This window comes from Longimicrobium sp., from assembly GCA_036389135.1.
Taxonomy (GTDB): domain Bacteria; phylum Gemmatimonadota; class Gemmatimonadetes; order Longimicrobiales; family Longimicrobiaceae; genus Longimicrobium.
Genome location: DASVQP010000089.1, coordinates 1 through 12,425, shown reverse-complemented (window position 1 = coordinate 12,425; position 12,425 = coordinate 1). Strand labels below are relative to the sequence as shown.

The following is a 12,425-nucleotide window of genomic DNA, read 5'->3' as shown; positions in this document are numbered from 1 at the left end:
CGGGGAGATACCTCTCCCGGGGTCTTTTCGTTTCACCCGGGCAGAGAACCCGCGGCAACACCGCCGCCGAAACCAGCTTCGCCAAAACCCGCAGCCTTCTTCGCCGTCCGAAGGCATCTTCGCCGGGCATCGTTGAAAAACAACCACTTAGCGCGGCACCGGTACTGCTTTTCAATGGGGCCCGGAGGCTGGCTCACATGCGCTTCTTCTCACCCCACGGAGGATACCATGCACGATCTGGATCGCACGCTGAACGAGTTCGAGACGGGGATGGACGCCCTGGAGTCCGGCGACTTCGAGATGGAGTACTGGGGCGGCGACCGCGAGAGCGTGTTCGACGAGTACGGGCAGCTCAACGAGATGGACGAGATGGAGCTGGCCGCCTCCCTCCTGGAGATCCAGGACGAGGAGGAGCTGGAGCAGTTCCTGGGCAAGGTGTTCAAGTCCGCGGGCACCTTCCTGCGCTCGCCGGCCGGGCGGGCGCTGGGCGGCATCCTCAAGAGCGTGGCCAAGAAGGCGCTCCCCGTGGCCGGCGCGGCGCTGGGCAACCTGATCGCCCCCGGCGTGGGCGGCGCCATCGGCGGGAACCTGGCATCGATGGCCGGCAAGGCGTTCGGGCTGGAGCTGGAGGGGCTGAGCCCGCAGGACCAGGAGTTCGAGATGGCCCGCCGCTACGTGCGCTTCGCCACCGACGCGGCCCGCAACCTCAACGAGGTGGGCGGGCTTCCGCCGCAGCAGGCCGCCAGGCAGGCCGCCGTGGCCGCCGCGCAGCAGCACGCGCCGGGGCTGGTGCGCACCCTGGCCGGCGGGCAGGCGGCGGGCGGGGCCGCGCGCAACGGCAACGGGCAGGCGCCCGCAGGGCAGGCGCTCGGCGGGCAGCGCGGCGCGCAGGGGCAGCAGGGCGGCGGCAGCAGCGGCCGCTGGGTGCGGCGCGGCGGGCGGATCGTCCTCTTCGGGGTCTGACGCCATGCACCTCGCGGCGTGGCTCCTGGAGCAGGAAGCCCGGGCGCTGCTGACCCGGCTGGCACGGGTGCGCCCGTTCGCACTGGTGGAGTCCATGGTGCCGGCCGCCGCCGTCTCCAGCGAGGCGCAGATCGCCATCGAGCAGTACCTGGCCGACGGCCGCCGCGAGCTGCGCACCCGGGTGCAGCACTACGTCCGCTGGCTGCGCGGGCCCCGGGGCCAGGCCGCCGCGCCGGCGGAGATGCAGCGCCGCTTCACCTTCCTGCGGCTGCGGTTCAACGTGGTGCTGTCGCAGTTCGACCTCTTCGCCGACGTGCTGACGCAGCGCAGCGAGCACGGCAACGGGGTGTGGCTGGCGGGGCTGGACGTGGTGGCCGACGACGCGCTGGCGCTGCGCGGCTCCCCGTTCGAAAGCCCGGCGCTGGTGTGCTACGTGGACCGGGGGCACGGCGCCGCAATCCGCCGCGCCCGCACCCGCCTCCCCGGCGGGGGAGAGAACCCCGTTGCGGTGGTGCGCGTCCCCCGCGAGCGGATGGTGGGCTCCGGCATCGCCTCGTCGCTGGTGCACGAGGTGGGGCACCAGGGGGCGGCGCTGCTGGACCTGGTGAACTCGCTGCGCGCGCCGCTGGTGGCCGAGCAGCGGCGCGGCGGCCCCGACCAGCCCGCCTGGCTGATGTACGAGCGGTGGATCTCGGAAATCGTGGCGGACCTGTGGTCGGTGGCGCGCGTGGGCGTGGCGTCGACGCTGGGGCTGATGGGGGTGGTGTCGCTCCCCCGCGCCTTCGTCTTCCGCGGGGGGACGGAGGACCCGCACCCCATCCCCTGGATCCGCGTCCTTCTCTCCTGCGCGATGGGCGGCGCGCTCTACCCGCACCCGCAGTGGGAGAAGCTGGCGGGGGTGTGGGAGGAGTTCTACCCGGTGAACGACGAGATTTCGGAGCGGCAGCGGGAGCTGCTGGCGGTGCTCCGCCGCACCATGCCCGCGTTCGTGCGCCTGCTGGTGAACCACCGCCCGGAGGCGCTGCGCGGCGCCTCGCTGGCCGAGGCGTTCTGCCTGGCCGAGCGGCAGCCCGCGCGGCTGGGCGCCCTGTGGGAGCGGGCGGGCGGGTCGTTCGAGCGGCTGCGCGGCGGCGCCCCGTCGCTGGTGATGGCCGTGATCGGCCAGGCCAGGGCGGACGGACGGCTCACTCCCGAGGCGGAGAGCGGCCTGCTGGCGGACCTGCTCACGTACTGGGCGCTCCGCCGCACTCTGGACACATCGGCGCGCGCGGCCCGCATGCCGCGGCCGGCCCTGGCATCCTGAACCCAAATCACGAAGGTGTGGAGGCACACATGGCGAATCCAGTCAACATCGTACTGAACCGCGCGGGCGAGCACGACGCCAGCGCGCAGCCGCTGTGGGCGGCGATCCTCCTGCACACGGAGGCGGTCTCGTTCACCCATTTCGAGAGCTTCCTGAGCGGGATCGCCCGAGATGGGGACACGTGGAAGGGTGTGGAGGATGACGTGACTGTTCCCAGCCGCCCCGAGGCGCGGCGGCACCGCCCGATTCCGGGAGCCGAGCTGTACGGCGTGATCCGCGACGCCGCCGAGAGCTTCCTCCTGCTCCAGGGAGGGGTCTGGAACTCGAAGAAGACCGGAGTTCCTCCCGTCCTGGACCTCTCCACCGTCCGCGACGCCGACGGCCACCTCCTGATGCCGCGCGACGACGAGGACAACCACCGCACGCCGAGCAACCCCTCGTGCGCCGGCAAGCTGGTGAGGGCGCTGACGGGGACGCCGGCGGAGACAGGGGCGGAGACGGCGGAGGCGGAGGCGGAGGCTGCCGAGCGCGACCGGGCATCGCAGACGGTGGATGACGACTACCTGCGCCTGGGCGGCAAACCGATGACGTATGCCGAGCTGAACAGGGAGCTGCGGACGTACCTGCGGAAGCCGTCCAACAACTACCTCAGCTCCGTGCTGAGCGAAGCATACGACCGCGGCACGCGTCCGTCGCCGCTCTCGGCGCTCACGCGCGGGGCCATGGGGCCGTTCCTGCTGGAGCTGATCTGGTCGTACTGGCACGAGGAGGCACTGCTCACGCAGACGATGAACGCCATCCTGCTGCGCTTCCAGAACATCCGCCGCCCGGGCGACACCGACCCGCTGGCGGAGATGGAGCTGGACCCGCTGATGCCGCTGGCCGGCGTGCTGTGGGGCTACCTGCAGGATGAGCACACCCGGTTGAGCGTGGTGCGCCGCGCCTACGAGTACAGCCACCAGTACGACCTCCCGCTCAGCGGGCGGGCGGTCCCCCGGCTGCGGCCGGCGGACCCGCGCTCGCGCTTCATCACCGCGTTCCACCACCTGCTGCGCGAGTGCGCCCGCTTCTTTCGCGAAGACAACAACACCACGGTGATGGCCGACGCGTTCGGGGTGATGAACGCGCTGCGCGACGTGCACATGGTGCTGGCCGAGGGGGCGCACAACCAGTTCCGCGACCTGCCCTGGACGGCGCGCGTGGAGATGCTGATGCAGCAGTGGATCCTGTCGCAGCCGGAGGTCGGCGACTTCCTGCGCGGCCGGCCCATGGCCGCCTACCGCGAGCCGTGGATGGGGCGCGTGGACGCCATGAAGCGGCTGCAGGGGTGGGGCGACACCAGCAGCGTGCACTTCGCCGACCTGGCGCGCTCCGGCGAGCGCATCCTCCTCTCCATCCGCTACGGCAACTGGACCAACGTGGTGGACCAGGAGCAGGCCCGCGCCTGGGTGCGCTACTGGCGGCCGGAGATCCAGAACTACGTCCACGCGTACTACACGGCCACCGGCGTCAACCTGACCGACGACGTGGTGGCCACCCGGCGCGAGGACGAGCGCTCGCTTCCCCCCTCGTACCACCTGGCCCGGCGGGAGCAGGCGCTGCGCTCGCGCTGGCGCTAGATGGCCGACTTCACCTCGGCCCTGTACCTGGGGCTGCGCCACGGGGCGGGGTCGCTGCGGCCGTGGGCCCGGCTCACCACCGGCCGGCCCGCGGCGCTGGCGGACCCTCCCGGGGCGCGCGAGGTAGCGGGGGCGCTCGCCGCCCTGGCCGGGTGCGGGGCCGGCACGCTGGCCCCCTCCACCCTGCACCTCTTCTGGGACCTGTTCGGGGTGCTGGCCGCCGGGGGCGCCCCCGTGCACCTGGATGCGGGGGCGTACGCGGTGGCGCGGTGGGGCGCGGAGCGGGCGGCGGGGCGCGGGTCGCCGGTGAGCACCTTCGCCCACCACGACCCGGACGCGCTGCGGCGCTCGCTGCGAAAGGCGCGCGGCCGCGGGGCGCCGGTGGTGGCCGCGGACGGCTTCTGCCCCGGATGCGGCCGCCCGGCGCCAGTCGCCGAGTACGCCCAGGCGGTGCGCGAGGCGGGGGGCGTGCTGGTGCTGGACGACACCCAGGCGTTCGGCGTGATCGGCGAGAGCCCCGGCCCAGGTGCGCCGTACGGACGAGGCGGGGGCGGGTCGCTCCGCCGCTGGGGGGTGCACGGGGAGGGGGTGCTGGTGGCGGCGTCGCTGGCAAAGGGATTCGGCGTCCCCGGCGCGGTCCTCATGGGCGACGCCGCGCGGGTGGCGGAGCTCGAGGAGGGGAGCCAGACGCGGATGCACTGCAGCCCTCCCTCCGCCGCGGTGGTGGCGGCGGCGGAGCGGGCCCTCCGCGTGAACGCCGAGCACGGGGACGCGCTGCGGCTGCGGCTGGCCCGCCGCGTGGCGCTCTTCCGGCGGCGCCTGGCCGAGGGTGGGATCCGCCCGGTGGGGGGGAGCTTCCCGGTGCAGAGCCTGGAGCGGGCGGGGGCGATCGGCGCCGGGGAGCTGCACGCCCGCCTCCTGCGCCGCGGAGTGCGATCGGTGCTCCTGGCGGGGAAGGTTCCGCGCCTCGCCTTCCTCGTAACCGCCGCGCACCGGCCGGACCAGATCATCCACGCCGCGGACGCGCTGCTGGCCGCCGCGGCTTCCGAATCACGGAGGACGGTACCATGGCCAAGCTATTCGTCGGCAAGGTGCAGGGCGGGATGAGCGGCGGCCCCTGGTGGGGCCCCGAGCAGGAGACGAGCGGCGGCTCCCTCTCGGCCGACGCGGTGGCGCGCGCCGTGGCGGCGAACCGGAGCTACGCGTCGTCGCTGGGGTGGATGCCGCATTTCGACGCCATCGCCCGCGCGGTCGGCTTCACCAACCAGTCGCCCGACGAGGCTTCGCTTGCCCGTGCCCTCGCGCTCTGGCAGGCGCGACGCGGGCTGGCGGCCGACGGCATCCTGGGGCCCCAGACGTGGGCCGCCCTGCGTCCGCTGCTCGCCGGAGGCCCGACGAGCGTCGGGGGTTCGGCGGGCGCCGGCGGCGGGAGCCCGACGAGCGTCGGCACGGCGGGCGGCTTCCTCGTCCACGACGCGCGCCTCCAGCGGCTGCCGATGCCGCCGGCGACCCCCATCGCCATCGACTCGCGCTGGTCCAGGAACCGGCAGGCGCTGGCGCGGACCTACAACCGCCTGGGCGGGCTGATGAGCGCCGTGGGGAGCCAGCTGGGGATCGACGTCGCGGCCGTGCTCGCCGTCTGGCGCATCGAGAGCGGCGGGCGCGAACACACCGTGGGGCGCGCCATCATCCGCTTCGAGAACCACTACCTGTGGGACCGCTGGGGGCAAAAGAACCCGGCGCTCTATGACCAGCACTTCCGCCACGGCGGCCGTGCAGGGGTTCCCGGCAAGCCCTGGGTGGGGCACATGTTCCGCGAGAGCCCCTCCGGCGCCTGGGAGAAGATGCACACCGACGACCAGAAGTCGGAGTACCGCGTCCTGGCGCTCGCGTCGCGGCTGGCCGGCGAAGAGACCGCGCTGAAGTGCATCAGCATGGGCGGGCCGCAGATCATGGGGGCCAGCCACGCGGACATCGGCTATGCCACCGCGCGCGCCATGTACCAGGCGTTCCAGACCAGCGAGCGCGCGCACGTGCTGGGCTTCTTCGACTTCTGCCGCACCAAGCTGGCGCCCGGGAAAGGCGGCCTGCTGCTGCACATCCGCGCCCGCGACTGGGACCAGGTGGCGCGGTACTACAATGGAAGCGGCAAGGTGGCAGAGTACGGCCCGCTCCTGCGCGCCGCCTACCAGGAGGCCACGCGCCTCCCCCTGGGCACCGCCAACGAGTGGGAGACCGACCCCGACATCGACGCCGACGCCTCCCTCGAGCCTCCGGCCCCCGTCGAGGGCGGCGGAGACGCGGGCGACCCGGGCGCGTCGAATGAGCCCGGCGCGGACGCAGCCCCGGACGCGGTCTACGCCGATGCGCCGCCCCCTCCCCCGCCCTGCCGCTGCGGCGACCCCGGCTGCGCCTGCGGGCTCAGCTACGTCACGCGCGACGGCCACGCGCTCAGGATCCCGCACTGGTGGCTCGACCGCCTGCGCGCGCGTCTTCCCTGGCCGGACCCCCGCACCTCGATGGGGCGCCTGGCCGGCCTGGCGCGCGGAGCCCGCCGCATCGGCACGCTGCGCAACCGGCGCAGCGGCAAGGGCTATCCGGTGTTTGCGGGACAGGCGGGGGGCCGCCGCTTCGGGATCGTGACCAGGCCCGCGAAGGGACGGCGCGGGGGCGACATCGTCGCCGTGCGCCCCGTGCGCACCGCCCGCCCGCGCTGAACACCAACCTTCTTTCGCGATCCGAGGCACGCATGTGGACCACGCGCGACGGATACACGCTCCAGCTGCCGCACGACAGCCTCCACACGATCCTCTCGCGGCTGCGCCCGGAGCAGCTCCGCGGCATCACGGGCGGCCCCCTCGCGGGCGATCCCGGTCCACTCCTCGTGCGGGCGGTGGGGCGCGCGGCACAGGCGGCGCGGCGCACGCCGGAGACGATTGGAGGCCAGAACGGCCCTCCGCTTCCCGTCTTCTCGGCCCCCGGCTTCCGCCTCCTGGTGCGCCCCAGGGGGCCCACCGAGGGCGAGATCCTGATGGTGCGCCCGGAGGATGAGGCGGACGCCGAGCTCGTCCCCGTGGGCGCGTCGGGCTCCACGCGACCGTACAAGCACCCCAGGACCGGCAAGTCCCAGGACCTCCGCGTCCGGGGCGCGAGAGTGCAGATCACATGGAAGCAGCTCCCCCTCGCCCAGGCGCGGAACCTGGGCGTGACGGACCCCAGGAAGGTCGTGTACGTCCTGGCGAAGCGCACCGCGGCGCCGGAGACGGTGAACGGGAAGACGAAGAAGTCGGCGCGCGAGCTGGGCGGCACTTACCTCCGCCCGCTGTACGTGGGCGAGACGAAGGAGCAGGACCGAATGCGGCCGCGCATCGACGTGCTCCGTGCGTTCGACGTCGACTTCGCTCCCTACGTGGTCTGCGTGGGAACGATCGCCGCGCTCCCCAGCCAGAGGGTGCAGCAGCAGCCCAAGGACCGCGCCTTCGCCCCGACGAACGCCGCCGACTTGCAGCTCCTGCGCGAAGACGTAGAGCACGTTCTGGTGCGCATCCTGACGAATACCGGCTACGAGCTGACCGTCCGCACCCCCAGGAACCCGGTCTGGATCAACGACCTGGGAATCTCGGTGAGCCACGTCAATCCGCCCGCGTTCCTGGACCCCAGGGGCGTCTCACTCGGCAAGCAGGCGACGCCGTACGAGATTGCCCCGATCGGTTGGGGCTGAGGCGCTTCGGGCTGACGGCAACATGCAACCAGGAACAGCAATCTCACGCAGAGCCACAGAGGCACAGAGAGGGCTTCTGCGCCTTTCCTCTGTGTCTCCGTGTCTCTGTGTGAGCCCGCTGTTGCAGTTCTCCGCGCCTCCACGTCTCCGCGTGAGGCCCGCCGTTAGGGGAATGCGCCGATGATCATCGACTGCCACTGCCACGCCGGCACCGGCGACGGCCTCACGGGCCCGTGGGACACCTCGGCGCCGCTGGACGGCTACCTGCGCTGGGCGCGGGAGTACGGGATCCGGCGGACGGTGATCTTTGCCGCCTTCCACTCCGACTACCTCGCCGCGAACCGGCAGGTGGCGGCGATCGTGCGCGCGAGCCCCGACCGGTTCTGGGGCTTCGCCTTCGTGCACGCGTCGCGCGACCGCGGGCGCGTGGCCGCGATGGTGCGCGAGGCGGTGGAGCGGCACGGCTTCCGGGGGATCAAGGTGCACCGCCACGATGCGCGCATCAGCCGCGAGATCTGCGAAGCCGCGCGCGCGTACCGCCTCCCCGTGCTCTACGACGTCATGGGCGAAGTCTCGGCCGTGGAGCTGCTGGCGCGCGAGTACCCGGACGTGCGCTTCATCATCCCGCACCTGGGGAGCTTCGCGGACGACTGGCGCGCGCAGGTGGCGCTCGTGGACCCGCTGATCCGCTATCCCAACGTCTACACCGACACCTCGGGCGTGCGCCGCTTCGACCTGCTGCAGGAGGCTGTTGGACGCGCGGGTGCCCGCAAGTTCCTCTTTGGGTCCGACGGCCCCTGGCTCCACCCCGGCGTCGAGCTGGAAAAGATCCGCGCCCTCCACCTATCGGACGAGGACGAGCGGCTGGTACTGGGCGGCAACCTCCTGCGCCTGACCGCACGCGTTCGCCCCCCGCGCGCCGCCGCCGCCATCGAAGGCCCGCCCCCCGTCCCCGCCGGCGCGCACGAACGTCCCGCCCCCTCCGATCCCTGGGAGGGCGAAGCGTTCATCCCCTGACCATCCACTTCCTGAACGGAGCGCCACACGTCCCCTGCCCCTGCATCGAACTCTGGCGCGGAGTGAAGGAAACGACCACCGCCGCTACGTGCGATCCCGCCCATGTTCGGTAGGCCGCCTGCGTCCCTGCGTACCTGGTTCCGAACATTGGATGGATCGGTGCGCAGGGGAGAGCCCGTCTCCTTCACTACGCGCCACAGCATCCTGCTGCAAACCCGGTGATGGAGGTGGGGCGCTCCGTTCAGGAAGTGGTGCGGGTCAGGCGCTCAGGAGCCACAGAAACCCTCCTGCGGTTCTTTCCGTGCCCCTCCGTGTCCCTGTGTGAAACAGCCGCTCAGTTCGCCGCGGAGCCCGCCGAGCGCCCCCCGTTCTGCGCCTTCCTCATCTGCAGCGCCCGGTCCGTGACGCCCAGCCGCTGCGCCGCGCGCTGCAGGTTTCCCGCCTCGTCGCCCACCGCGATGCGGATGGCCGTCTCCGACGCCAGCCGCCCGATCTCCTTCAGCCCCAGCCCGTGCGCCAGCGCCCGCCGCAGCGAGCACTCCAGCGCGTCGTCCGGCCACCCGCCCGCGGACTCCGCCCCGTCCATCGGCCGCTCGTCCTCGGGAAGGTCGCCCAGCGTGATGGCGCCCTCCCCCACGTGCCGGTACGCGATGCGCGCCGCGAGCTGCCGCAGGTCGCGCACGTTGCCGGGGTAGGCGCGCCGCAGCAGGAAGTCGCGCACGGCGCCGTCCAGCTCCGGCACCGGCCGGCCGGAGAGGAACTTCCCCAGGAAGTGGAGAAAGAGCGGCACCACGTCTTCCGGGCGGTCGCGCAGCGGGGGAACGCGGCAGGTGACGCTCGCGATGCGGTAGTAGAAGTCCGAGCGGAAGCGCCCGCGCGCCACCTCCTCCTGAAGGACGCGGTTGGTGGCGCACACCAGCCGGAAGCTGCTCTGCTGCCAGGCGTTGCCGCCCACCCGCTTGTAAGTGCGTTCCTGAACCGCGCGCAGCAGCTGCGCCTGGAGCACCAGCGGAAGCTCACCTATCTCGTCCAGGAAGAGCGTCCCGCCGTCCGCCAGCGCGAACGCGCCGTCGCGCACCCCCACCGCGCCGGTGAACGCGCCGCGCTCGTGTCCAAAGAACTCGCTCCCCGAGAGTTCCGGGACCACGGTGGTGCAGTCCAGCACCACGAGGTCCCGCTTGCGGGGGCGGGTGTCCAGCGAGTGCACGAGGTTGGCGATCAGCTCCTTTCCCGTCCCGCTCTCCCCCGTCACCAGCACGGGCGCATCGGTAAAGGTCGCCACCTCCACCACCTGGCGCAGCACGGAGCGCCACACGGGGCTGCGCCCAATGAGGTTGTTCTGCACCAGCGGCGATGCCACCAGCCGGTCCACCGCGCTCCACCGCTGGAAGCGTGCGGCCACCTCGGTCGCCAGCGATGGCCTGCCGCGCGCCAGCACGTCCGAAGCGCCGGCGCGCAGCAGGTGCCACCCCGCGCCGTCCGCCAGCGCGGCCGGGCTCGCGGCCACGGCCAGCACCCGTTCCGCCCCCCCGCGGCTCGCCTCGTGAATGCACTCGTACAGCTGGTCGCTCACCTCGCTGAAGGCCACGATCCCAGGACCTTCGGGCTCGTCCCGGTCGCGCGGCACGGGGGTGAGCCCCGCCGCGGCGAGCTCTGCGGGGAGCGGGTCGGACGCGGCGGCCCCCGCATCGAAGGGGTGGTACCAGAGACAGAGCGTGCTCACGCAGCGCAGGCGGGCTGGCGGAGAAGACGCGGACTGCCAGGTGCCGTACGTGCGGTACACACGCTGGCGGGACCGGTCTCCGAGCATTCGGCGTTCCGCGCGCCAACCGGCGGGCCTTAGTACTGGTATGCTCGTTCCCGCAACCCTTTTAGGCCTTTCTCGCGCGCATCGGCCGCGCGCCGCCGGAACCGGGGCCGGGGCAACAAAGGGACTCCCACCGTGGCATCGACGCCCCACCCAACTCTTTCGCTCGCGGAGCAACGCTTACTAAATCGGACAGCGGATGAAGTATCCCCTTGCGCAACTGTTCGCGAACTTTAGGGCGCACCACAGATCGGATGGCCCCGAATTCGCCGCGTGCGCCGCCGCGGATGAGTGCATAACCATCGAGACGGTTGAAGTCAGCGTGGATCTGTCATTCGACGAAGTGAACCGCCTGGTTGCCGCCGCGAACACCGCGCGCTGGCGGAGCGCCGATGTGGACGATGAGCCCGCCGCCTATGCCGAACGCCGGCTTCACGAGCTCTTCGCGACGCGCCACACGCTTGCGGTATACGGCACGCTAGCGCCCGGCCGGCCCAACCATCACGTCGTCGCGCCGCTCGGCGGCGACTGGACGGACGGGGTGATCGAGGGCGATCTGTTTCCTGAGGGATGGGGCGCGACGCTCGGTTACCCAGCGTGCCGCCCGCGTGCCGGGGGACCCTCCGTCCCCGTGAAGGTACTCTCCGCTCCCGCACTGGCGGCGGCCTGGCCGGCGATTGACCGTTTCGAGGGCCCCGGCTACCGGCGGATTCTGGTGCCCGTCCTCACGCGCGAGCGGCGCCTGTACACCGTTGCCAACCTCTACGCCGCCGCTGGGTAGTATCCCGCGGCTACGAACCCCGCCGACGCGTCGGTGCGCTGAGTGGAAATCCGAAGCTCAGGGGCTCGCGGCTGCCGCTACGCTATGGCCATCGCCCGCTGCATCCCCCCTGCGAGCGCGGGATCGTGATCCTCCAGAACGTCCTCCTTCGCCGAGGCCAGGATTCCGCGGACGACCTCTGAACGGTTCTTGATGCCGACCATCTCCGCCATCTGATCGACCGCCACTAGGATGTAACTCGGCACACGCACGGAAACGTCCTGGTCAGCCGCCCCCTGGGCGAGGTCGTCCGCGAGGGGGTTCTTGACTTGCTGCGCAATCCGGGATTGTTGCCGAACCCGTGCAGCAGGTACTTCAGCACGGGGGATTTGCCATTCTCCCAGCCGTACGCGACACGGTCGATGAGGAGGTAGCGCCGTCGTGCCCACCGTCGGTAGGGCGATAGTGCCTACGATCACCACACTCACCCAACCAAGTGCTCTGTGGCCCAACTGGACCGTAGAACTCGCCGTTCTGTTGCCGCACCATCTTCGGTTCATCACTGATGTTGTCCAGACGTATTGCTCGGTTCAAAACAAAGCTCTTATGACCTTCAACCGGTCCGTCCTCCACTCGTTGACGGCTCGGATGAGCGGCTTATCTGGGTGTACCGTACTTGCGCTCCTTCGTCAGCACCGCATTCCGGATCAGGGGATCAACCCTACCGAACCAATGCTCAATGGGATAGGCGCCGATTGGTCGAATCCCATGCTTACCTCGGGATTCCTCCGCGGAGCGCAATACCTTCCTATTCGCTACACGGAGCGGCTGGCAGAGGCTGCGATTGAACCCTCGGCAGGAAGCAAGGGGGACGCATACGAAGAACTCCGGCGCAATCTTGCTCCAGAGCCCCTTTCAACCTGACGGACGCTGTTTCACCTCGCTGTGGCACCTGGGGCACCTGGGCTAGCTACTGTCAAGGTCTGCTATCTCGCTCATCTTTCAGATTGGTTCTAGGGGCTGGTTCCTCGGCACTACAATCGTCACCCAAACCTCGTTGCTATTGGGAATGGCGACCACCTCCTCCCCGCTACCTAGTGTCCATCCGGAAACTCGGAAGCGAGGCGGGGGCAAAGAGATGACGGCGCACCCGGGTGTGTTGGATCTCGCGCGGAAGGCGTAGGTTTGGGTTGCGAAGCTCAAACCACCTTACGCGGAGCACACTCGAATGCGCC

Annotated in this window: 10 protein-coding genes; 8 read left to right on the top strand and 2 right to left on the bottom strand. The window is 71.3% G+C overall.

The features are described 5' to 3' along the window. The first annotated feature begins 228 nt into the window (after positions 1-228). The 7 genes from VF584_20140 (at position 229) to VF584_20110 (ending at position 8,623) form a co-directional block, all read left to right on the top strand. Positions 229-963 carry a hypothetical protein gene (locus tag VF584_20140; GenBank protein ID HEX8212498.1) on the top strand — a complete coding sequence of 245 codons (735 nt, stop codon included), beginning with the start codon at positions 229-231 and terminating at the stop codon, positions 961-963. Between the two features lie 4 nt (positions 964-967). Beyond that, a complete protein-coding gene (locus tag VF584_20135) occupies positions 968-2,266 on the top strand; it encodes a hypothetical protein (GenBank protein ID HEX8212497.1) in 1,299 nt (432 codons plus the stop codon). 29 nt (positions 2,267-2,295) lie between these two features. After that, positions 2,296-3,885, top strand: coding sequence for a hypothetical protein (locus VF584_20130; GenBank protein HEX8212496.1), 1,590 nt, complete (start codon positions 2,296-2,298; stop codon positions 3,883-3,885). Further along, the gene (locus tag VF584_20125) at positions 3,886-4,992 is read left to right on the top strand and encodes an aminotransferase class I/II-fold pyridoxal phosphate-dependent enzyme (protein HEX8212495.1); all 1,107 of its coding nucleotides are present in this window, start codon (positions 3,886-3,888) and stop codon (positions 4,990-4,992) included. It abuts the gene before it with no gap. Next, entirely contained in the window at positions 4,953-6,602 is a 1,650-nt protein-coding gene (locus VF584_20120) for an N-acetylmuramidase domain-containing protein (GenBank protein ID HEX8212494.1), read from the top strand. The genes VF584_20125 and VF584_20120 overlap by 40 nt, the downstream gene beginning before the upstream one ends. A 32-nt stretch (positions 6,603-6,634) precedes the next feature. Continuing rightward, entirely contained in the window at positions 6,635-7,606 is a 972-nt protein-coding gene (locus VF584_20115; GenBank protein ID HEX8212493.1) for a hypothetical protein, read from the top strand. 180 nt (positions 7,607-7,786) lie between these two features. Beyond that, on the top strand, positions 7,787-8,623 hold the full coding sequence (locus VF584_20110; protein ID HEX8212492.1) for an amidohydrolase family protein: 837 nt from the start codon (positions 7,787-7,789) through the stop codon (positions 8,621-8,623). Positions 8,624-8,957: 334 nt separating this feature from the next. On the opposite strand, the gene VF584_20105 is transcribed toward VF584_20110, so the two are convergent. Then, positions 8,958-10,433: a sigma 54-interacting transcriptional regulator gene (locus VF584_20105; GenBank protein ID HEX8212491.1), complete on the bottom strand. Its 1,476-nt coding sequence runs from the start codon at positions 10,431-10,433 to the stop codon at positions 8,958-8,960. 196 nt (positions 10,434-10,629) lie between these two features. Between VF584_20105 and VF584_20100 the strand changes: the two genes are divergently transcribed. Then, a complete protein-coding gene (locus VF584_20100) occupies positions 10,630-11,211 on the top strand; it encodes a gamma-glutamylcyclotransferase family protein (GenBank protein ID HEX8212490.1) in 582 nt (193 codons plus the stop codon). A 77-nt stretch (positions 11,212-11,288) separates the two neighbouring features. Here VF584_20100 and VF584_20095 read toward each other — a convergent pair whose 3' ends face one another. Continuing rightward, on the bottom strand, positions 11,289-11,462 hold the full coding sequence (locus VF584_20095; GenBank protein HEX8212489.1) for a hypothetical protein: 174 nt from the start codon (positions 11,460-11,462) through the stop codon (positions 11,289-11,291). Between the last annotated feature and the right edge of the window lie 963 nt (positions 11,463-12,425).